17 protein-coding genes are annotated in these 22025 nt (G+C 75.7%); 10 read left to right on the top strand and 7 right to left on the bottom strand.

The annotated features are described in order from the left end of the window. The first annotated feature begins 43 nt into the window (after positions 1–43). The 4 genes from JN535_RS10475 to JN535_RS10460 all read left to right on the top strand — a co-directional run bounded on the left by JN535_RS10475 (position 44) and on the right by JN535_RS10460 (position 6778). Positions 44–2047, top strand: coding sequence for an SUMF1/EgtB/PvdO family nonheme iron enzyme (locus JN535_RS10475; RefSeq protein WP_205205508.1), 2004 nt, complete (start codon positions 44–46; stop codon positions 2045–2047). After that, positions 2044–3264 (top strand): CaiB/BaiF CoA transferase family protein, encoded by a 1221-nt coding sequence (locus JN535_RS10470; protein ID WP_205205507.1) that lies wholly within the window; start codon positions 2044–2046, stop codon positions 3262–3264. Before JN535_RS10475 ends, JN535_RS10470 begins: the two co-directional genes overlap by 4 nt. Then, positions 3261–4124 carry an HpcH/HpaI aldolase/citrate lyase family protein gene (locus JN535_RS10465; RefSeq protein ID WP_205205506.1) on the top strand — a complete coding sequence of 288 codons (864 nt, stop codon included), beginning with the start codon at positions 3261–3263 and terminating at the stop codon, positions 4122–4124. The genes JN535_RS10470 and JN535_RS10465 overlap by 4 nt, the downstream gene beginning before the upstream one ends. Positions 4125–4288: 164 nt before the next feature. Continuing rightward, the gene (locus JN535_RS10460; protein ID WP_205205505.1) at positions 4289–6778 is read left to right on the top strand and encodes an alpha/beta hydrolase-fold protein; all 2490 of its coding nucleotides are present in this window, start codon (positions 4289–4291) and stop codon (positions 6776–6778) included. A 114-nt stretch (positions 6779–6892) separates the two neighbouring features. Here JN535_RS10460 and JN535_RS10455 read toward each other — a convergent pair whose 3' ends face one another. Together JN535_RS10455 and JN535_RS10450 are read right to left on the bottom strand one after the other, a co-directional pair. After that, positions 6893–7543 (bottom strand): chitinase, encoded by a 651-nt coding sequence (locus JN535_RS10455; RefSeq protein ID WP_205205504.1) that lies wholly within the window; start codon positions 7541–7543, stop codon positions 6893–6895. Positions 7544–7749: 206 nt separating this feature from the next. Further along, complete coding sequence (locus tag JN535_RS10450) at positions 7750–9369, bottom strand: asparaginase (protein WP_240200976.1); 1620 nt, start codon at positions 9367–9369, stop codon at positions 7750–7752. 184 nt (positions 9370–9553) lie between these two features. Here JN535_RS10450 and JN535_RS10445 point away from each other — a divergent pair, with 184 nt between their 5' ends. Continuing rightward, on the top strand, positions 9554–10978 hold the full coding sequence (locus tag JN535_RS10445; protein ID WP_205205502.1) for a pyridoxal phosphate-dependent decarboxylase family protein: 1425 nt from the start codon (positions 9554–9556) through the stop codon (positions 10976–10978). 199 nt (positions 10979–11177) lie between these two features. Here JN535_RS10445 and JN535_RS10440 read toward each other — a convergent pair whose 3' ends face one another. Next, positions 11178–12323, bottom strand: coding sequence for a ScyD/ScyE family protein (locus JN535_RS10440; RefSeq protein WP_205205501.1), 1146 nt, complete (start codon positions 12321–12323; stop codon positions 11178–11180). A gap of 288 nt (positions 12324–12611) precedes the next feature. After that, complete coding sequence (locus JN535_RS10435) at positions 12612–13904, bottom strand: endonuclease/exonuclease/phosphatase family protein (RefSeq protein WP_307868559.1); 1293 nt, start codon at positions 13902–13904, stop codon at positions 12612–12614. 151 nt (positions 13905–14055) lie between these two features. Between JN535_RS10435 and JN535_RS10430 the strand changes: the two genes are divergently transcribed. The 4 genes from JN535_RS10430 to JN535_RS10415 all read left to right on the top strand — a co-directional run bounded on the left by JN535_RS10430 (position 14056) and on the right by JN535_RS10415 (position 17845). After that, the gene (locus JN535_RS10430) at positions 14056–14889 is read left to right on the top strand and encodes a VOC family protein (RefSeq protein ID WP_205205499.1); all 834 of its coding nucleotides are present in this window, start codon (positions 14056–14058) and stop codon (positions 14887–14889) included. A gap of 57 nt (positions 14890–14946) precedes the next feature. Beyond that, a complete protein-coding gene (locus tag JN535_RS10425; RefSeq protein ID WP_205205498.1) occupies positions 14947–15813 on the top strand; it encodes a metalloregulator ArsR/SmtB family transcription factor in 867 nt (288 codons plus the stop codon). Continuing rightward, positions 15810–16409 (top strand): dihydrofolate reductase family protein, encoded by a 600-nt coding sequence (locus JN535_RS10420; protein ID WP_205205497.1) that lies wholly within the window; start codon positions 15810–15812, stop codon positions 16407–16409. Before JN535_RS10425 ends, JN535_RS10420 begins: the two co-directional genes overlap by 4 nt. A gap of 65 nt (positions 16410–16474) precedes the next feature. Next, on the top strand, positions 16475–17845 hold the full coding sequence (locus tag JN535_RS10415) for a hypothetical protein (RefSeq protein WP_205205496.1): 1371 nt from the start codon (positions 16475–16477) through the stop codon (positions 17843–17845). Between the two features lie 65 nt (positions 17846–17910). Here the strand turns inward: JN535_RS10415 and JN535_RS10410 are convergent, their stop codons facing one another. Together JN535_RS10410 and JN535_RS10405 are read right to left on the bottom strand one after the other, a co-directional pair. Then, positions 17911–19800, bottom strand: coding sequence for a glycerophosphodiester phosphodiesterase family protein (locus JN535_RS10410; protein WP_205205495.1), 1890 nt, complete (start codon positions 19798–19800; stop codon positions 17911–17913). A gap of 155 nt (positions 19801–19955) precedes the next feature. Beyond that, complete coding sequence (locus JN535_RS10405; RefSeq protein ID WP_307868556.1) at positions 19956–20762, bottom strand: MerR family transcriptional regulator; 807 nt, start codon at positions 20760–20762, stop codon at positions 19956–19958. 39 nt (positions 20763–20801) lie between these two features. On the opposite strand from JN535_RS10405, the gene JN535_RS10400 reads away from it, so the two are divergent. Continuing rightward, the gene (locus JN535_RS10400) at positions 20802–21260 is read left to right on the top strand and encodes a DUF6194 family protein (protein ID WP_205205494.1); all 459 of its coding nucleotides are present in this window, start codon (positions 20802–20804) and stop codon (positions 21258–21260) included. Positions 21261–21321: 61 nt separating this feature from the next. Here the strand turns inward: JN535_RS10400 and JN535_RS10395 are convergent, their stop codons facing one another. Further along, the gene (locus tag JN535_RS10395; protein ID WP_205205493.1) at positions 21322–21996 is read right to left on the bottom strand and encodes a histidine phosphatase family protein; all 675 of its coding nucleotides are present in this window, start codon (positions 21994–21996) and stop codon (positions 21322–21324) included. Positions 21997–22025: the final 29 nt, after the last annotated feature.

The raw sequence follows: 22025 nt of genomic DNA, 5'->3' as shown, positions 1-22025 counted from the left end.
AGCACGTCCGAGCGCGGGCCCGGCCCGCCGAGGGAAAGGCACCATGACCTACACGTTCGACCCGCTCGTCCCGCGCCCGATCGACCGGCCGACCGAGGTCCCGCTCGACGGGCCGCTCACGCCCGAGCAGTCGCGCGCGCTCGACGAGGCGAAGATCTTCGTCGGTCCGGCCGACCGCGCCGACCGCCCCGCGTGGCGCGAGCGGCTCGCCGCGTGGCGGGACGACGCACGTCGCCGCCACGGGTACACGGGCGCCGCGTACGACCGCCCGGACGCGGCGTGGGCCGCTGGCTGCTCGACGGTCGCGCAGGTCTGGTTGTGGGACGAGCTGCTGTACTCGTTCGAGGAGCACCGGTTCACGACCGAGCGGTTCCTCGCCGACGCGCGCGAGCGGTTCGGCGGCCTCGACGCCGTCGTCCTGTGGCACGCGTACCCCGTCATCGGGATCGACGACCGCAACCAGTGGGACTTCTACCGCGACGTCCCGGGGATCGTCGACCTCGTGCGGACGTTCCACGACGCGGGCCTGCACGTGTTCGTCGACTACAACCCGTGGGACGTCGGCACGCGCCGCGGCGACGACGACCTCACCGAGCTCGCGGCCGTCGTGCGCGAGCTCGGCGCCGACGGCGTCTTCCTGGACACCCTGAAGAAGGCGGAGCCGGAGCTCGTCGCTCGCCTCGAGGCGGCGCGTCCTGGGATCGTCCTGGAGGGCGAGTCGAAGCTCCCGGTCGAGCGCATCGAGGACCACTCGTCGTCGTGGGCGCAGTTCTTCGCCGACTCGCCCGTGCCCGGCGTGCTGCGCGCGCACTGGTACGAGCGTCGGCACATGCAGCACCACGTGCGCCGCTGGCACCGCGACCACTCCGAGGAGCTCCAGTCCGCGTGGCTCAACGGCGTGGGCGTCATGGTGTGGGAGGTCGTGTTCGGCGTGTGGGTCGGCTGGTCGCGGCGCGACGCCGCGACGGTCAAGCGCCTGGTCACGGTCCAGCGCGCCGCGCGGCCGCTGCTCCTGGAGGGGGAGTGGACGCCGCTCGCCGAGCTCGCGCCCGAGGCCGAGGCCGCCGGGGTGTACGCGTCGCGCTGGGAGCTCGACGGCGTGACCCTGTGGACGGTCGTCAACCGCGGCGAGACGGACCACGACGGCCCCCTGCTCCCGGGCGGCGCGCCCGGGCGCGTGCCCGGCCGCGGCATTGCCGCGGTGCTGCACGTGGCCGACGGCGCCGCCGAGCCCGCGTGGCTGCCGCACCTGCGCGACGTCGTCGCCGCGCTCGACGAGACCGCGCCGCACGACCCCGACGCGCGGTTCCCGCACCGCCTCGCGCGGCGTCTCGCACCCGCTGCCGAGAGGGTCGCGGCACCCGGGGCGAGCGTGGCGCCCGGGACGGGCGCCGTCGTCGTGCCCGCTGGGCCGTACGTGCTGACCGTCCGGTACCGCGCGCGCGAGACCGGGATGTACCAGGGCGCGCCGTACGTGGACGAGTGGAAGCCGCTCCCGCCGCGCCTGCACGACGCGCGGACCCTCCAGCGCGACGGCGAGCTCGCCACCCCGGTCGCGGTCGGGGGCGACGTCACGAACGCGCAGTTCGCGGAGTTCCTCGCCGCGACGGGCTACACGCCCGCCGTCGCGCACCGCTTCCTCGCGCACTGGGCGGACGGCCGTCCCGTGCCCGGCACGGAGGACGAGCCCGTGACGTTCGTCGACCTCGACGACGCGCGCGCCTACTGCGCGTGGCGGGGCGGTCGTCTGCCCACCGAGGACGAGTGGCAGCTCGCGGCCGAGCAGCCCGGCTGGACGCGCGGCGAACCCGCCGTGTGGAGCTGGACGGCCTCCGAGCACTCGGACGGCCGCACGCGGTTCGTCATGATCAAGGGCGGGAGCGACTACCGCGCCGAGGGCTCCGACTGGTACGTCGAGGGCGGGCGCCACGCGGCGGACTACGCGGTCAAGCTCCTCGTCCCCGGCCTGGGGCTCGCGCGCGGCGCGACCGTCGGGTTCCGCTGCGCGTGGGACCTCGCCGACGACGAGACGGGGGTGACGGCATGACGGACGCACCGCGCGTCTCGCGCGACCCGGCCGCGGGCGCGCTCGCGGGCCTGCGCGTCGTCGACGCGTCGACGCTGTTCGCCGGGCCGATGGCGGCGATGCACCTCGGCGACCTGGGCGCCGACGTCGTCAAGGTCGAGCACCCCACGAAGCCCGACCCGTCGCGCACGCACGGCGCCGCGAAGGACGGCGTGAACCTGTGGTGGAAGACGCTCGGGCGCAACAAGCGCACGGTCACGGCGAACCTCGGGAGCGACGGCGGCCGCGAGGTGTTCCTCGCGCTCGTCGCCGGGGCGGACGTCGTCATCGAGAACTTCCGGCCCGGCACGCTCGAGCGCTGGGGCCTGGGCTACGACGAGCTGTCCGCGCACAACCCGCGGCTCGTGCTCGCGCGCGTGAGCGGGTTCGGGCAGGTCGGCCCGTACCGCACCCGCCCCGGGTTCGGCACGCTCGCCGAGGCGATGAGCGGGTTCGCCGCGATGACCGGCGAGCCCGACGGCCCGCCGACCCTCCCGCCGTTCGGGCTCGCGGACGGCGTCGCGTCGCTCGCGACCGCGTTCGCCGTCATGGTCGCGCTGTCCACGCGCGAGCGCACCGGGCACGGGCAGGTCGTCGACACGGCGATCATCGAGCCCATCCTCGCGATGCTCGGGCCGCAGATCACGCGCTGGGACCAGCTCCGCACCGTGCAGCCGCGCACCGGCAACCGGTCCGCGAACAACGCGCCGCGCAACACCTACCGCACGCGCGACGGGCAGTGGGTCGCGGTGTCGACGTCGGCGCAGTCCATCGCCGAGCGCGTCGTGCGCCTCGTCGGGCGCCCTGAGCTCGTCGACGAGCCGTGGTTCGCGAGCGGCGTCGAGCGCGCGCGGCACGCCGACCTGCTCGACGAGGCCGTCGGCGGCTGGATCGCGCAGCGCACGCGCGACGAGGTCGTGGCCGCGTTCGAGGAGGCGCAGGCCGCCGTCGCGCCGATCTACGACGCCCAGGACATCGTCGACGACCCGCAGTTCCGCGCGCTCGGCACGATCCACGAGATCGAGGACCCCGAGCTCGGGCCGATGCTCATGCAGGGGCCGCTCTTCCGGATGTCCGAGAACGACGGCGTCATCCGCTTCACCGGCCGCGCCCACGGCGCCGACACCGACGCCGTGCTGGGCGAGCTCGGCTTCTCGCCCGAGCGCGTCGCCGAGCTCCGGGCCGAGGGGGCGGTGTGACGGGCCGGGGCGACCGGCCGGGCGCCGCGCCGCCGCTGACGCTGCTGTACGTGCCCGCGGACCGGCCCGACCGGGTCGCGAAGGCGATCGGGTCCGCGGCCGACGTCGTGCTCGTGGACCTCGAGGACGCCGTCGCGCCGGCGCGCAAGGACGAGGCACGGGCGCACGCCGTCGCGCTGCTCGACGAGGCCGCCGCCGCGCGCGGGGTCCAGGTGCGGATCAACCACCCCGCGACGCCGTGGCACGCCGCCGACGTCGCGGCCCTCGCCGGGCTGCCGCTCGCCGTCGGGGCGCGCGCGCCGAAGGTCGAGTCCGCCGACGAGGTGCGCGCGCTCGCGGCGGCGCTCCCCGGGCGGGCGCTGCACCTGCTGGTCGAGTCGGCGCTCGGCGTCGAGCGCGCGTTCGAGCTCGCGACGGCGTCGCCGCAGGTCGCGTCCCTCGGGCTCGGCGAGGCCGACCTGCGCTCCGACCTGCGGGTCGACGACGAGGCCGGGCTCGCGTGGGCGCGCAGCCGGGTCGTCGTCGCGGCCCGGGCGGCGGGGCTGCCGTCGCCCGCGATGTCCGCGTTCACGCACGTGCGCGACCTCGACGGGCTCGCGGCGTCGTGCCGCGCCGGGCGCGCGCTCGGGTTCTGCGGCCGCACCGCGATCCACCCCGGGCAGCTCGACACGATCCGCGACGCGTTCCTCCCGACCCCGGACGAGGTGGACCGCGCGCGCGAGGTCGTCGAGCGCGTGGGCGACGCCGCGGCGTCGGGCACGGGCGTCGTCGCACTCGCCGACGGCACGTTCCTCGACGTCGCGATGGTCGAGCGCGCCCGCACCGTGCTGGCACTGGCGGACCGCCGCGCGGCCGGCTAGCGCGGCGGGCCGGCGCGGCCGAGGTGCGCGCCGCGCCGAGAACGACCCTCCTCCCGGCCGAGCACGACGTCGCCGTCGTCATCGGCCCGGTCACGACAGCAGCGTCGTGCTCGGCGGGACGAGGGAGGGGGCAGCACATCACCGGATCTCGACGAGGAGACATGATGGACGCAGCACGACGGCCGCACCGGCGGCCGGGCACGACGGCGGTCGGGACCGCGCTGGCCCTCGCGGTCGGTCTGGGCGGGCTGGGGCTCGCGCTGCCCGCGACCGCCGCGGAGCAGGGCACGGTCGAGGCGGGGCGGGTCGCCGACTCGGTGGCCGGGCCGATCGACTACACGGTCTACCTGCCGCCCGGCTACGACGACGCCGCGCAGGAGTACCCGACGCTCTACCTGCTGCACGGCCGCGGCGACACGCAGGCCGCGTGGCGGCAGGTCACGGGCGACCTCGACGAGCTCATCGGGGCGGGCGAGATCCAGCCGATGGTCGTCGTCATGCCCGACGCGCCGTGGAACGACCGCGGCTCCTGGTACACGGACTCGCTGTACACCGGGGACGCGACGGGCGCCGGCTTCGGCACGGCCGTCGAGACGGCGTTCACGCGCGACCTCGTCGAGCACGTCGACGCGACCTACCGCACGGTCGAGGACCGCGAGGCACGCGCCGTGGGCGGCTACTCCATGGGCGGCGCGGGCGCGCTGCGGTTCACGCTCGCCCACCAGGACACGTTCTCCGCGGGCATCGTGCTGAGCCCCGCCGTCTACGTGCCGCAGCCGCCGGCCGACTCCTCGGCCCGCGACCACGGCGGCTACGGCGTCGGGCCCGCGCCGTTCGACGCCGACCGGTACACCGAGCTGTCCTACCCGACGGCGCTCGCGGCGCTCGACCCGGCGCTCCCGGTGCACCTGTTCGTCGCCGTCGGCGACGACGAGTGGGCCAACCCCGACCCCGCCGAGGCCACGCACGACATCGACTTCGAGTCCGCGCGCCTCTACAACCAGGCGCGCCGCGTCCCGGGCGTGACGGCCGAGCTGCGCGTGCTCGACGGCGGCCACGACTGGGACGTCTGGCGGCCCGCGTTCCGCGAGGGAGTCGTCGACGTCTCGGCGCGCCTGCGCACCACGCCCGCCGCGCCGTGGGACGCCGAGCTCCTCGGCTCCGCGGGCGACGACCGCGCGGGCGGCGTGACGGCCCTGCCCGACGGCGGCACCGCGGTCGCGCTGAACCTCGCCGGGGCGTGGGACGGGTACGAGCCCGCGGGCGGGCTGGACACCGTGGTCGTGCGGCGCGACGCCGATGGCACCGAGGTCTGGCGGCACGCGGTCGCGACGGCCGCGGACGACCGCGCGTACGGCGTCGTGCCGGGCGCCGCCGGCGGCGTGCTCGTCGCCGGGTACACCAAGGGCGACCTCGACGGCGCCCACCCGGGCACGACGCGCGACGACGGGTTCGTCGCGGCCGTCACCGCCGACGGCGAGCGCGCCTGGACGCTGCAGACCGGCGACCCCGGCGCGGCCGACCGCTTCTACGCCGTCGCGCCCGACGGCGCGGGCGGCGCCTACGTCGCCGGGTACACGAGCGGCGCCGTGGGCGACGCGCCGAGCGCCGGGGACAAGGACGCGCTGGTCGGCCGGGTCTCCGCGACGGGCGAGCTGCTGTGGCTGCGCCAGGTGGGCGGGCCCGGCGAGGACAAGGCGCTCGCGGTCGCCGCCTCGCCCGACGGCGGGGTGTACGTGGGCGGGGTGTCGGGCGGCGGGATGCCCGGGGCCGAGCGCGCGGGCGCGAACGACGGCTGGGTCGCGCGCTACGGCGCGGACGGCGAGCAGGAGTGGCTGCGCGCCGTCGCGACGAGCGAGAACGACCAGGTCAACGGCCTCGTGGCGCGCTCGGACGGGTCGGTCGTCGCGGTAGGGCACACGCGCGGGGCGCTCGGCGAGGACGGCAACCTCGGGGACAACGACGTCGTGGCACGGGCGTTCGACCCCGCGGGCGAGGTCCTGTGGACGACGCAGGTCGGGACGTCGACCGACGACCGCGGCGTGACCGGCGTGCTCGGTGCCGACGACGCGGTGCTCGTCGTCGGCACGACGTACGGCGCGCTGGGCACGGCCGTCGGCGGGGTCGACGTCGTGACGTTCCCCGTCGCGGCCGACGGCACCCCGGGCGAGGCGACGCAGACCGGGTCGCGCGAGCGCGACGGCGCCGACGAGTGGGACGACGCGAACCTGTTCGCGGCCCCCGCACCCGCCGCCCACGGCCGCGACGGCGCGGTGCTGCTCACCGGACTCACGTACGGCGCGCCAGCCGGTACGACGAACGCGGGCGCTGCCGACGTGTTCGTGGGCCGCGTGCCGTGGGACGCCGTCGTGCCGGGCGGGGGTGCGGGCCCGACGCTCGACGTCACCGCCCAGGCGCGGTGCCTCGCCGGGAAGGCCTACGTCGCGGTGCGTGCCACGAGCACCGGGGACGAGCCGGTCGACGTCGAGCTGGCCACGCCGTACGGCTCGCGGGTCGTCGCGGACGTCGCGCCGGGGGCGAGCGCCTACCAGTCGTTCCCCGCCCGCACCGCGACCGTCCCCGCCGGCGAGGCGACCGCGACCGCGGACGGCCGCACCGTCGCCGTCCCGTACGACGCGCTCACCTGCGGCTGACCCCGACCCTGCCCGCCGCCGAGAACGACCCTGCACGCGGCCGAGCACGGGGTTGCTGTCGTCATCGCCCGGAGAACGACAGCAACCCCGTGCTCGGCGGGACGGGGGGCGGGGTCAGCAGGTGAGGTGGTCGCCCGTCGTGGTGCCGACGATCTCGACGTAGTGGCGGAAGAGGCGGACGCGGTTGGTCATCTGGCGGGGGTTGCCGCCCTCGCACTCGAGCGGGCCGTTGATGGACCGGATCGTCTCGGCGAAGCCGTGCTCGCCGACGATCGCGTCGTGGCACGTCATCGAGGCCGTGCCGGGCTGGGTGTTCCAGTACCAGAGCGCGGTCTGCCACGCGACGGTCGGGTCCTGCTCGACGAGCCACGGGTCCGCGAGGAGGTCGATGCCCAGCGCCTCGCCGGCCGCCCGGTAGTTGAAGTTCCAGGAGAGCTGGAGCGGGCCACGGCCGTAGTAGGCGTCCTGCCCGGCCGGGCACCCGTACGGCTGGGCGGGGTCGCAGTAGTGCGGGTAGTTCGCAGTGTTCACCTCGACCACGTGCACCAGACCGTGCGTCTCGTGGCTCACGTTCGCGAGGAACGCCGCCGCCTCGCGTCGGGCGACCCGGTCGCCGCCGGAGGTCGCGAACCCGGGGTACGCGGCCGTCGCCGCGACCAGCCCGGCGTACGTGTAGAAGGGGTTCCGCTCGGGGAACATCGCGTCGAACTGCTGCTCGGTCACGACGAACGTCGGCGGTGCGGCGGTCGGCGTCGGGTCGGTCATGGGTCCCCCTCGTCGGGTCGGCACGGGCGCGGCGTCGCACTTCCACGTCCCACCCTAGGCGATTCGTGAGGAGACCTGCTTAACCGGCCGGCTCCGGAACCGCTGCGCGTGCCGAGCACGACACCGCCCGCCCGCGAGCACGACGTGAGGGTCGCCATCGACTCGATGACGACCCTCATGTCGTGCTCGGCCGTGCGGTCAGGCGGTCAGCCGCACGACGTCTCCGGGTAGGCCGCCGTGCCCTCCGTCTGGACGCCCTGGCCGTCGACGTTCTTGTACGCCACGAGCGACACCTCGCCGGCGTCGAGCGTCTTGCCCTTGACCGAGAACGTCTTCTCGACCGTCTGCCCGGCGGGGATCTTCGTGAACTTGTGCTCGCCCGAGACCGTCGTCACCCGGACGTCGATCGGCGCCGTGTCGGTGTTCGTCACCGAGGTGGTCAGCCAGAGCTGCTTGCCCGCCGCCTTGCACGACGGCGTCGCGGTGCCCGAGAAGCGGACCGCCGTGGCGCCCGGCTCGGCGCCGATGTCGTCCGCCGTCGCGGACTGGTCGAACGACGCGTTGCCGTAGGTCGTGAACCAGCCCTGCGCGGTCGCGAAGTCATCCGTGAAGGCCCGGGACAGGAGCAGCAGGAGCCGCGCCTTGACGGCCGTGAGGTCGCCGCCCGCGATGATGCCGTTGCCGCCGCCGTACGACGACCCCGACCCGGTGCGCGTCGTGGAGACGAACCACACGCCCTTGTCGCGGATCGCCGCGGTGCGCGCCTGGCTCATCGCGGACGAGATGCCCCCTGCACCCGTGCCCGCGGTGACGATGCCCTGCACGCCCGCGTTCGCGAACGCCGTCACGGCCTCGCCGCCCGCCTGCTGGTAGGACATGAGGATCTCGACGCGCGGGAGCGTCTTCGGGTCGACCTTCGCGAGGTCGAACGGCGTGAACCACTCCTCGGTGTCGCACGCGAGCACGCGTGCCGGTGCCCGGCCCAGCGTGATGTTGTCGCCGTCGATCCAGCCGAGCACGCCGTACTCGCGGGTCTGGAACGTGTCGGTGCGGTACGAGTTCGACTTCGTGACCTCGCGGGCCGCCTGGATCTCGTCGTTGAGCATGAGCACGGTCCCGAAGCAGAACGTCTGCTGCGACGCCGCCACCTTGATCGCGTTGTAGAGGTTCGCGGGCGCGTCCGTCCCGAACACGAGGCTCGAGTCCGGCCCGGCGCCCGACCCCCACGGGCGCATCGAGCCGGACGTGACCACGGGCTTGCGCGACCGCACCGTGAGGTCGAGCCAGTACGCGAACTCCTCCTGGGTGTCCGTGCCGGTCGTCACGACGACGGCGTCGGCGGTCTTCAGCTGCTTCTCGACCTCGAGCGTGAGCGCGTGGAACTGCTCCATCGAGTAGCCGGACGAGCCGGCGTTGCCGAACTGGACGGCGGTGACGTCGGCGACGGCGTCGAGCTCCGGCCGCAGCGTGTTCAGCATGTCCTCCATGAGGTACGTGCCGGCGCGGTAGCTCGTGAACGTGTCGCGGCCGGTCGCCTTGCCGGCCATGGTGCCGCCGGTCGCGACGACGACGACCTTCGGCTTCTCCGCAGCGGCGGTCGCCGTGGCGGTCGCGTACTGCGCGGACGTGATGCCGAGCGGGTTGGCCGGGGCGGTCCCGGCGGCGAGCACGGGCGCCGCGGCGCCCTCGGCGCGTGCGGCGGCGGCCGACGCCCGGGAGTCGGCGACGGTGTACGCGACCGTCGCGGCGAGCGCCGCGCACGCCAGCACGAGCGCGACGACGGCCGCGACAGCGCGGCCGGACAGGGTCAGGGTGAACGTTCTCAACAGGGGGCCTTCCGTCGGGGGAACATCTGGCCCGCCCGACGCTAGGGACGGCGTGTTGCCGGGTGATTGCCTGGGCGTAAGAAGTACGCGCGTACCGGATCGCCGCCCATCGGTTGACCCCGGCCCGGCGCGGGTCCAGCCTGGCGGGAGGGCCGGCGCGGGTCCGGCCCGGTCAGGAGCGGTCATGGACGATCGCGACGCCGCCCTCCTGCGGGCGCACGAGCACGCGGCCGCGTGGCTCGACTCCCTCGCGACACGGCCCGTCCCGCCGCGGGCGTCGGTCGCCGACGTCGTCGCCGCGCTGGGCACCGACCTGCCCGACGGCCCGGCGTCGGCCGCGGACGTCGTCGACCTGCTCGCCGCCGCGTGCGGGCCCGGCCTCACGGCCATGCCGTCCGGTCGCTTCTACGGCATGGTGATCGGCGGGAGCCATCCCGCCGCGCTGGCGGCCGACTGGCTCACCAGCGCGTGGGACCAGAACTCCGCGCTGCGCACGGTGACCCCCGCCCACACCGCCGTCGAGGACGTGACGAGCGCGTGGCTGCTCGACCTGCTCGGGCTGCCCGCCGCCGGCGCGGTCGGGTTCGTCACCGGCGCCACGACCGCGAACTTCACGGCGCTCGCGGCGGCGCGCGGCGAGGTGCTGCGCCGCGCGGGATGGGACGTGCGTCGCGACGGTCTCACGGGTGCGCCGCGCGTCCGCGTGCTCGTGGGCGCCGAACGGCACGAGTCGGTCGACCTCGCGCTGTCCTACCTGGGGCTCGGCGCGCCCGAGGTCGTGGCCGCCGACGGCCAGGGCCGCATCTCCGGCGCCGCGCTCGACGAGGCGCTGCGCGCACCCGTCGACCAGCGTTCTCCCTCGGCGGACCACGGTTCTACCTCGGCGGGCCTCGCTCCGACCGCGCGGCCCACGATCGTCGTGCTGCAGGCGGGGAACGTGCACTCGGGGGCGTTCGACCCGTTCGCGGCGGCCGTCGACGTCGCGCACCGGCACGGCGCGTGGGTGCACGTCGACGGCGCGTTCGGGCTCTTCGCCGCCGCGTCGCCGTCGTACCGGCACCTCGTCGCGGGGTACGAGGGCGCGGACTCGTGGGCGACCGACGCGCACAAGACGCTGAACGTCCCGTACGACTGCGGGCTCGCGATCGTCGCCGACCCCGCGCCGCTGCGCGCGGCGATGGGCATGCACGGGGACTACCTCATCCAGAGCGACACGGGCGACCCGCTCGACAAGGTGCCCGAGCTGTCGCGCCGCGGGCGCGCGTTCCCCGTGTGGGCGGTGCTGCGCGCCCTCGGACGCTCGGGCGTCGCAGGCCTCGTCGACGGCTTCTGCCGGCACGCGACGACGTTCGCGGAGGGGATGCGGACGCTCGACGGTGCGGTCGTGCTCAACGACGTCGTCTTCACCCAGGTGTGCGCCGCGTTCGGCGACGACGCGCGCACGCAGGACGTCGTGCGACGCGTGCTCGACGACGGCACGGCCTGGATGTCCGGGTCGCGCTGGCACGACCGCGCGGTGCTGCGCGTGTCGGTGAGCTCGTGGGCGACGACGGACGACGACGTCCGGGTGAGCCTCGACGCCCTGCGTCGTGCCGCGTCGTCGGGCTGAGGCGGACCGTGCCCTGCCGGACGGGCTGCGGGCCGTGCTCACGGACGTCGGGCGGCGCACCCGCTGGGCCCTCGACGCCGACGCGCGGCTCGTCGAGCCCGAGGGGGCGGGGTGCGCTCGGCCTCGCGCGGCCGGGCGCCCCCGCCGCAGCGGAGGCGCCCGGGCCGAGCAGCAGGGCGGTCAGCGGCCGCCTCCGCCGTCAGCGACCGCGGTGCTTGCCGAGGTCGACGCGCACGAGGTGCCCGTCGGGCGGTGAGGTCTCGTCCGGGGGCAGCGCGTTCGTCGTCGCGAGCAGCCCCTTGCCGTCCCACTCGAGCCCGGCGGGCAGCGGGACCTCCACGACCGTGCTCGGGCCGCGCTTGCCGACCTGCGAGATCTTGCCCCCGAAGAGCTCGGCCACGTAGACCGCGCCCTTGTCCGTCACGGCGAGGTTGGTCGCGCCCACGAACCCGGACCCGACCTGGCGCACCTTCCCCTTCCACGGGTCCACGGTGTAGACGGCGCCGCGCGCGCCGAGGCTCGCGTCCTCCGGACCGCCGGGCAATGTCGTCACGTAGAGCACGCCGCGCGGTCCCACCTCGACGTCCGTGGGGACGGGCTCGAACCAGTACGTCTCGCCGACGACGCAGTCGGGCCACCCGAAGGCCGCCGCGGCCTCCGCGGTGACCACCGCGGGCTGGGCCGGGAGGACGGCCACCGTGCGGACCTTCCCGCGGTCGCTGATCGACAGGATCGCGTTCGCGCCCGCGTCGGCGACGTAGGTCGTGCCGCGCGAGGTGGTCGTCGCGTACGGGTGGGAGTCGGCGATCCCCGTGTACAGGCCCGGGACCGGCGCCGGGGGCACCTGGGCGACGCACGCCGGGTCGGTCTCGCGCAGGCCGTACGTCACGCCCGCGTCGGGGTTGTTCGCCTGCTCGTACGCGAACGTGTCCGCGAGGACGCGGGGCGTGCCCGTCGGGTTCCCCCAGCGGTCCGTGCGCAGCGTCGAGACCTCCGACGCGACCGGGCCCTGCTCGCCGAGCTGCGTCTCGGTGAACGTGATCCGGCGGTCGTCGTAGGAGACGCCGCCCACCTCGCCGCCGTCGGGCGACGCGTAGAGCACGCTCGGCGTGCCGTCGCGCCCGACGGCCGTGAGCAGGCCGGGGAAGTTCTGGGTGACGTAGGTCGTGCCACGCGGCCCGACCGCGAGGCTGAGCGGGGTGACGAGCCCGGTCGCGACGTCGGTCACGGTGGGTGGGCGCGGGTCGTGCCTGCCGCCGTGCGCGACGGCGGGGCTCGCGACGAGCACGAGGGCGGCGGTCGCTGCGGCGACGCCTGCGGGCAGGGCGGTGCGGAGTCTTCTCATGGGTGCTCCAGGTCCGGCGGTCCCGGGCGCGGCAGGGGTGTCGTCACCGTGCTGCGGGGCAGCACGCGTGCGCGTCGCGCCGGGGACGTGGGTGAGGTGGTCGTCGGGCCGGACGACGTGGCGCGCCACAGGTGCCGAGGGCGTGCCGTGCGACCGGCGAGGCGCCGGCCGGGAGTCTGCTGTGCGTCGGCGGTGAGCACAGACCTCCGAGTGTGCACCCGGCGGCCGTCGCGGTCCAGGACGGTCGCCCCGGGCGACGAGCACCCGGGGCGACGCGGGACCGGTGGGTCAGCCGTGGACGGCCAGGTCCACCCACACGAGCCGGTGGTCGCTGCTCGGGAACGGGAAGACGCCGGTGAGCCGCGACAGCGGGTCCGCCTGGACGGGCCAGAACACGCCGGCGTCGCGCACGCGCAGGTCGCGCGACGGGAGCACGTAGTCCGCGCGCAGGTTGCCCGGTGCGGTGTCCGCGAAGTCGGCGGTGTCGAGCGCGGGGTCACCGAGGTGGGTCGCGTTCGCGCCGCCCTGGAGCCCGGCGGCCTCGACGCCGCCGGCCGACCGGGGCGCCGGGTCCTGGACGCGCCGGTGGCCGAGGAGCTGGTCGATCGCGGCGTCGACCGAGTCGCCGTCGAGCGGGTCGGCGTTCTGGTCGCCCAGGACGACGAAGCTCTCGCCCGGGTGCAGGCCCCCGCGGCGGCCGGCGTCGTCGTACACGTACCGCGACGCCCGCGGCGTCACATAGTCCGCCCAGAACCGGATCTCGTCGTGGTTGCGTCGCCCGTTGCGGTCCTCGGAGCCGTCGAAGGTGGGCGGCGTGGGGTGGGACGCGAGCACGTGGACCGTCTCGCGGCCGACCCGCACGGGCACGTCCCAGTGCGACTTGCTCGACAACCGCACGACCTCGAGCTCCTCGGGCGTGAACCAGTCCTCGGGTGCGGCGGTCGCGGGGTCGTCGGGGAGCAGCGCGCCGGGCATGTCCCTCCACAGGAAGTGCTGGAAGGTCCGGACGCCGTCCGTCTCGATCGGGTACCGCGACAGCACGACCATGCCGTACTGGCCCTCGAAGGCCCCGAACCCGAACGCGTCGTCGCCCCCGCCGACCGTGCCGTCGTTGTCGAGGTCGAACCCGCTGGGGATCCCGGTGTTCGACGGCGCCACGTACGCGTAGCGGTACTCGATCGGCGCCGCGCCGCCCTGGGACACCTCGAGGTAGTTGTCGCGGAACAGGTCGACGGCGCGCCCGCCCGGCACGTGGTCGAACTCGTTGAGCAGCACGACGTCGGGCCGCGTGCGCTGGAGCACCTCGGCGATGGTCGCGGCCTGCGGGTCGTCGGGGGTCGAGAGGTCGGCCTCGAGCTCGCCCGCCGCGGCGCGGTTGAGGCTCGCGTTGTACGTCGCGACGCGCAGCGTCCCGCGATCGTGGCCGTTCCCGTTCCCGTGGCCGTGGCCGCCGTGCGCGACGGCGGGGCTCGCGGCGGCGCCGACGGTCCCCACGGTCAGGGCGAGGGCTGCGGCGAGGGCGGAGGCCAGGACGGTGCGTGCGGTGCGGGGCTGGGCCCGGTGAACGGGTCTCGTGGACACAATGGCTCCTCGTCGTCGGGGACGGTGGTCGTCGAGAGGTTCTCCGCCACCGTACGCACGCCCGTCAGCGCGCGGAAGGGCGGCGAGGTGACCGGCGGGTGAACGCCCGGCAGGACCTGCCGACGTGGGTGGGCGGTGGGACCCTGGGGCCATGGACACCTCGCAGTCCCGGCCCGTCCGCACCTACCCGCACGGCGTGCCGTGCTGGGTGGACACCGAGCAGCCCGACGTCGACGCCGCGCTCGCGTTCTACGGCGCCCTCTTCGGGTGGGAGTTCGAGGACAGGCTGCCGCCCGGAACGGGGGAGCGCTACGTCGTCGCGTCGCTCGGCGGGCAGGACGTCGCGGCGGTCGCGACGGGGACCGGTGCGCCGGGGTGGATCACGTACGTCGCGGTCGACGACGTGGACGCCTCGTCGCGCGGCGTCCCCGACCTCGGCGGAGAGGTCCTGGACGGCCCGACGACGATCGGGCCGCCCGGGCGCACGGCGTCCGTCCGCGACCCGCAGGGCGCCACGTTCCGGCTCTGGCAGGCCGGCACCCGCGTCGGCGCCCAGCGCGTCAACGAGCCGGGCACGTGGAACTTCAGCGTCCTGCACACGCCCGACGTCGCGCGGGCGCTGCACTTCTACGGTCCGCTCCTCGGGTGGGAGGTCAGCCCCGAGCTCGGGGCGGGCATGGCGCGCGTCCCCGGCTACGGCGACCACCTCGCCCGGACCGTCTACCCCGAGATCGACGCGAACCAGGAGGGTGCGCCGCCGGGGTTCCGCGACGTCGTGGCAGGCGTGGTCGAGGACGGCGGGCCGGCGCACCACTCCGTGACGTTCGCCGTCGCGGACCGGGACGAGGCCGCCGCGTCGGCCGAGCGTGCCGGCGGCACGGTGCTGTCCTCGGTCGACACGCAGTGGACGCGTGAGGCCGAGATCCGCGACCCCCAGGGTGCGCTCCTCACGCTGTCGCAGTACACACCGCCGGAGGGCTTCTGACTGCTCGAGGGACATATTCCTTGACAGGAATATTCGTGCTGGGGAATCATCTCCTCCATGGAGGCCCTTCTCGCCGCGCTCGCCGACCCGGTCCGGTGGCGGCTCGTCACGCTCCTCGCCGAGCGTCCCCGGCCGGTGGGCGTGCTCGCGCAGCTCGCCGCCGCGCGTCAGCCGCAGACGACCAAGCACCTGCAGACCCTCGAGCGGGCCGGCGTCGTCGTGTCCCAGCGCTCTGGTCAGCGTCGGATCTACGCGGTGCGCCCCGAGGCGCTCCGTGAGCTCGCCGGGGCGCTGACCGCCCTGGCCGATGCCACGGAGGAGTCGGGAGAGACGTTCGCGCAGTACGGGAAGAGCCTGTCGTCCGAGCGCGAGGCCGCGCGGGGGTCCGGCTGGGCGGACGGCCGCACGTTCGAGTTCACCCGGCCGCTCGCCGCCGCACCGGACGTCGTGTGGCGCCACCTCACCGAGGCCCCGTTGCTCGCCCGGTGGTGGACGCCGGACGACCTGCGCGTGTCCGAGCTCGTGTTCGACGCGCGGCCGGGCGGTCGGATCCTGCACGAGTACCGCGACGTCGAGGACGTCGACGGGTCCGACGTGGTGGTCGGACGTGCGGAGGGCCGGGTGGTCGAGGCGAGGTCGGGCGAGCGCCTGGCCTACCGGCTCTCGCCGGTGCTCCCCGACGGGAGGGTCGCCTTCACGGCGCACGTCGACCTTGACCTCCGTCCGGACGGCGACGGCACGACCCTCGACGTCCGCTTCCGGGTCGCCGACAGCACGGTCGACTCCGCCGACTTCGTCGCCGGGATCGAGATCGGCTTCGGGCAGAGCCTCGACACACTCGTGGCGACCGTCGCGAGCCCGCACGACACCGACACGACCGACACGACCGACACCGACATGACCGACACAGGGAGCACCTCATGACCCGCTCGACCGGACGCCTCGTCACCGCGAACCTCGCCCTCACGCTCGACGGGCGCTACCACGGCCCCGGAGGCCCGGGGGACTTCGGCGCGTTCGCCCCGTACGTCGCCACCGACACGGCGCGCGACCAGATGACCCGGATGTGTGCGGCCGCCACCACGGCCGTGCTCGGCCGCGTCAACGCCGAGGGGTTCCTCGGCTACTGGCCGCCGGTCGCCGACGACGACACCGCGGACCCGCGGGACCGCGCGTACGCGCGCTGGCTCGTCGACACGGAGAAGGTGGTGCTCTCCACGTCGCTGGCCGAGGCGCCGTGGGACCGCGCGCGGGTCGTGGACGGCCCCGCCGCGGACGTCGTCGCGGAGCTCCGCGGCACGGGAGAGGGCGACATCCTCGTCAACAGCAGCGCGAGCGTCATCAAGGCCCTGCTGGCGGCCGACCTGGTCGACCGCCTGTACCTCCTGCTCGTCCCCGTGGTCGTGGGCGGCGGGCCGCGGCTCTTCGACGACGGCCTGCCCGCCACCGCTTGGACGGTCGCGTACCAGGAGACGGGCGCGACCGGGGAGCTCGCCCTGGTCTACGACCGGGCTCGCTGACAGCGCGATCGCTCGCCTGGTGGTGCGCGGTCCCTTGGGGCACTGCGGTCCGGCATCATGACGCCGTGAACGTCGTCACCCGCACCCCGCACGACCATGTCGTCGTCCGTCTGCGCGCCGCGGACCTCGAGTACGGGCGGGTCGGCCCGACCGACGAGCGCGGCTGGACGTTCGCCGAGGTCGACACCGAGGACGGCACGTGCGCCGACGACGCGGACGCGCCCGGGTCCGTCGCGGAGGCGCTCGCGCGCGTCGACGCGTTGGTCCCGGCGCCGTGGGTCGTGCAGCTCGACGCCGGGTCCGACCCGCTGCCCGACGGCGTGAGCGCGATCCTCGCGGCCCGCACCGACGCGGTGGCTCCGCCGGCGGTCGTGACGTGGGCGCCGGTCGACCCGTCCGGGACGAGCACCGACCACGCGATGCGTCTCGACGGCGACCCCAGCCACGTGCTCGCGGCCGTCGCCGCGCTCGTCGGTCTGCGGGACGCGGCGACCGCGCCGGAGCGCCTGCGCGAGCTCGAGCACCCCGACGACCTGCTGGACACGTTCGCCGCGGTCGCCGATCTGCCGGCGACCGACTCGGCGGCCCCCGACGCCGTCGTCCAGCTCGTGCGCTCCGACGCTGCGTTCGTCCGCGCCGCGGTGCGCCGTGCCGGGTCGGCGTGGGTGCGCGCGACGGACGAGCGCACGTCCGTCTGGACCGTCGAGCGGCCGCCGGTCTCCGTCCCGGGTGCGCCCGACGACGAGGTCCGGGAGGCGTTCACGGCGGCCCTCACGGGGGAGTTCCGCGCGCGGTCGACGATCGAGCGCGGGCTGCGTCCGGGCGAGGCGATGATCAGCCTCGAGCGGGCGGGGGCCGGGGTGGCGTGGACGCTCACGACGCCCGGGCGGCCGTGGGTCTTCGGGAGCTGGAACGACACGTGGACGGACCTGTCCACCTCGGGGACCGAGGGTGCGTACGACGCGCTCGTCGAGACCTTCGGCGAGCCGCGCGACCCGGGCCGGCTGCGCGCGCTGCTCGCCGCGTCCACGTGGCCCGGCGACCCGGTCGCCGACCTCGCGTACCTCCTCGGCCTGCCGTCGGCGCTCGTCGAGGCGGTCGACGACCCGGCGCGGTTCCGGCACGGCGCCGAGCGGGTCCAGCCCCTCGGCCCGACGGCGCCCCTGACCCCGGCCGAGAGGGACGCGCTCGCGGCGCGCGCGCCCCGGCGCGGCACGGGGAAGACCGTGCGGGACGTCGTGCTGCTCGTGCTGGGCCTCGCGCTGCTCGGGCTCGGGGCGGCGATCCTCGCGACGAGCGGCGCCGTCGTCGGCTCGGACGGTCCGCCCGACTGGTCCGTCGTCGTCTGGATCGCGGGCGGCGTGCTCGCCCTCGCCGGCTGGGCCGGCCTGGGGTCCGCGCGCTCCGAGCGGCGGCGCTTCCTCGCCGACACGTGAGCGGGCCCGCCCCCGGTCGCAGCACGACCGGGGACGGGCCCCCTCCCACGGCGCTCCGCGGGGCGTCAGCGGCCGTCGAGGTGGTCGATCTCCTCGAGCAGACGCTCGCGCGTCGCCGCGTCGTCGACGAACTTCTGGACGGTCCGCCGCACCGACTCCCAGCGACCCGCCTCGACCGCGCTGAGCGCGCCCACGAGCTGGCCGGGCGGGAGGTCGAGCACCGCGACACGGGAGCGCAGGCCCTCGGGCGTGACCGTCACGACGACGGTGCGCTCCGCCGTCGCCTCGCCGCCTGCGCCGCGGGCGGTCGCGACGACGGTGTGCTCGCCGAGCGTGAGGTCCGCGGCGGCGACGGCCGCGCCGTTCGCGACTGGCTCGCCGTCGAGCGTGAGCGTGACCTCGTCAGCGTCGGTGGCGCTGGCGGCGACGACGAGCGTGCCGCCGCGCTCGACCTCGGCGCCCTCGGCCGGGCTCACGACCTCGACCGTCGGTGCGGCCGGGGCCGGCGCCTCCTGCTCGCGCGCCTGCTTCCAGCCGATGAACGCGCCGGCGCGGTCGGTGATGACGCCGTCGACGCCGATCTCCGTGAGCCGGGCCCAGTCGGCCGCCGAGTTCACGGTGTACGGCATGACGGCGATGCCGGCCTCGTTGAGGTCCGCGACGACGCCGGGGCGGGCGAGCAGCGCGGTCGCCGACGGGTTGTACATGACGGCACCGAGGTCCTGCGCCACGGCGACGGGGTCGGCGTCGAGCGAGCCGCGCAGCAGGCCGCGCGGGATCTGCGGCGCGTGCTCGCGCGCGTACCGCAGCGCGGCGACGTCGAACGACTGGAGGACCACGCGGTCCTCGAGCCCGGCCTCGACGACCATGTCCACGACGCGCTCGACCTCGGCGGACGTCTCCGGGCCCTTGATCTCCAGCAGCAGGGTCGACGAGCCGGTCTCCAGCAGGTCCAGCACCTGGGCGAACGTGGGCAGGTTCTGGCCGGCGAACGCGGGGGAGAACCACGACCCGGCGTCGAGCGCGGTGACCTGCGCGCCCGGCAGCACGGCCACGTCGCCGGTGCCGTCCGTCGTGCGGTCCACGGTCTGGTCGTGAAGCACGACCGGCAGCCCGTCCGCCGTCGTGTGCACGTCGATCTCGACGTACTCGGCGCCCGTGCGCATGCCCGCCGCCACGGCGGCGAGCGTGTTCTCCGGCGCGACCGACGAGTAGCCGCGGTGGGCGACCGTGACGGGGAGCTCCCCGTCGTCGCCCACGTAGGACGCGGGCTCGATCTCGGTGACGGTGACGTCGTCGACGCTCACGGTCGCCCCGGCCGTGACGAAGCCGAGCGCTCCCTCGCGTGACCGGTCGATCCGGCCCTCCAGGAGGGTCTTCCCGTCGAGCGCGTAGGTGACCGCGGCGCCCTGCACCTCGACGGACAGGCGCACGTCGCGACCCGTCGCCGCGTCCGTCGGGGCGGACGCCGTGTACGGCACGTTCCACGCGTCCGCGGCCGTCCGCTGCGCGATCTCGACGCCGTTGTGCGCGGTCGTCGTGCTGCGCAGGACCGCCTGCCACCACGGGACCGCGCCGTCGGGCGCGACGTCGAGGATCGCGCCCGCCCAGCGCGAGGCGTTGTCCACGCTCTCGAAGCGCAGCGTCGCCTCCAGGCGGTAGTTCTCCGCCGACTGCCCGAAGACGATGCGGGCGGGCGACGACCCGTCGGGCGCGTCGCCGACGAGCCGGCCGTCGCGCACCTGCCAGTCGCCCAGCACGGGCGTCCAGCCCTCGGGGAGGTCGTCGCCGTCGAACGACTCGGCGAGCAGCACGTCGCCGGGCTCGGCGGTGGCCGGGGCGGCGAGCGGGACGGTCGCGGTCGTGGCCGCGGCGGTCACGAGCGTGGTGGCGAGCAGGGCCCCCGCGACCGAGGCGGCGGTGCCGCGCACGGTGCGTGGTCGGGTGGTCGTCATCGGGTCCTCCGAACGTCGGGACGGTTGCCCCGGCGACGCTACGAATGCCGCATGACGCTCCGGTGGACGCCGGGCGACGCTCGAGGGGCGGCCAGGTGACGGGACGCGAGTCCCCGACGTCGACCCGAGCTCATCCTCGAGCACCTCCCCGAGCGTCACCCGGGCGGGCCCGGCTCGCGCGCCAGCAGGCGTGCGACGTCGTGCCCGGCCTCCAGCAGCGCGAGGGTGCGGCGCGCGATCGCGTCGAGCCGCGCGTCGAGCGCGGCGAGCGGGTCGGCGGCGTCGGCCGGACCGGTGGTCCCGCGGAGCGCGTCGATCGCGTGCCGGACGTCCGGGACCCGGTACCCGGCAGCCCGCAGGGCGGCGACGACCCGGGCCTCGCGGACGGCCTCGGGCGGGTAGCGGCGGGCCGACACCGCGCCCGTGCGCGACGCGACGCGCTCCGGCGCGAGGAGCCCCTCGTGCTCCCAGAACCGCAGCGTCGACGCCCGGACGCCCAGTGCGGCGGCGAGCTCCGTGATCGTGAGCACCGACCCGTCGGGATCGGCTGTCGCCGCGGTCGCGCTGTCGGGGGAGCCGGCCGAGCCGTCGTGCTCCGCCCGGATCACGAGGAGCGCGCGCCGGGCCGCGAGCGCCTCGTCCCGCTCGCGTGCGAGCGTCACGTGCAGCCCGGAGACCAGCGCCGCCGCCTCGTCGAGGGGGAGCGAGCGCGCGTCGCGCAGCACCCGCCGCGCGACGACCGGACCGACGGCGGCAGCGAGGCCGCGGTACGCGCGCAGGGCCAGGACGTGCTCGTCGCCGAACGTGCGGTACCCGTTCCCGGACCGGCCGGCGGGCGGCAGGACGCCGAGCGCCTCCAGGTCGCGCACCTGCTGGACCGAGCACCCGGCCGCGCGCGCGACGTCGGACGTCCGCAGCGGCCGCGGTGCCTCGCCCTCTGCCCCGAGCCCCGAGCTCGTCACGCCAACCCTCCAGAAGCACTTCAAGAGCACACTCGAACCATGAGTATGGAGCAGATCCTCGGAACGGTCCGGTCCTTCGACGGCGTCCTCGTGCTCTCGCCGGGACCCGGCAGCGAGCTCCCCGAGCTGGCGTGGGGCGACCACTTCTTCTACTACGCCCCCGACGGCGAGATCCCGCACGGGCAGCCGTACGGCACGGTCGTCACCAAGGACTACCCGGACGACACGGCCTCGCGCCTCGGCGAGGAGGGCCGCTGGAGGGTCAACGTGCACGTGGGCCGAGACCGCTTCCGCGACCTGCTCGGCACCGATCCACGCGACGGGGCGGCGTCGGAGGTGGGGGAGACGGACGTCGTCGTGCCGCACCCGGTCTACGGCGCGCTCGGCTGGGTGTGCGTCGTCAACCCGGCCGAGCGCACGACCGAGCTCGTCCTCGACCTGCTGCGCGCCGCCCACGACGACGCCCGCGCCCGGGCCGTCCGCCGCGCCGCGCGGTAGCGACGACCTCCCGGGTGCCGATCGACCACGCGGTTGCCCCGGCGGGTGGGGGAAGCGGTCCTCAGACGGGGACGGCGGCGCTCGCGGGCGCGGGGCGTGCCGCGACGTGGCCGTGACCGGCGACGTCGACGCCGACCGCGAGGACGCGCGGGACGCCGTCGGCCACCTCGACGGTGGAGACCGAGGCGTTCGGCAGCGCGACGAGCCCGGACGGGTCGAGCGTCGCGAGCCACGTGCCGAGCGTGAGGCCGTGCCCGACGACGAGCACGTGCCGGTCGAGCACCGCACCGGGGCGGGAGGCGTCGTCGTGCGCGGCGACGACCCGCGCGAAGACGGCGCGCACGCGGGCCATGAAGTCCCTGCCGGCCTCGCCGCCGCCCACGCCGGGATGGGTGCCGGCCAGCACGCGCGGCACGAGCTCCGCCCACGGCTCGACCGCGTCGAGGTGCGACTCCGGACGCCGCTCGTACGAGCCGAACGACAGCTCGCGCAGGTCGTGGTCGACCGTGAGCGGGAGGTCGGGGTGGTGGCGCAGGATCTCCATCGCGGTGAGGACCGCGCGGCCCTGCGGCGAGGAGTACGCGGCCGCGAAGTCGTGCCGCGCGAGGTGCTGCGCGGTGACGCGCACGCCCGCGCGCCCCGTGCGGGTCAGGGGGGAGTCGCACGACCCCTGGAGGTGCCGTCGTGCGTTGAGGTAGGTCTGCCCGTGTCGTACGAGCGTGATCGTCAGGGTCATCGTCGCTGTGCCCTCTCCGGTCGTCCCGG

It is taken from the genome of Cellulosimicrobium cellulans, assembly GCF_016921195.1.
Classification (GTDB): Bacteria; Actinomycetota; Actinomycetes; order Actinomycetales; family Cellulomonadaceae; genus Cellulosimicrobium; species Cellulosimicrobium cellulans_F.
This window is presented reverse-complemented; position numbering and strand designations above follow the sequence as displayed.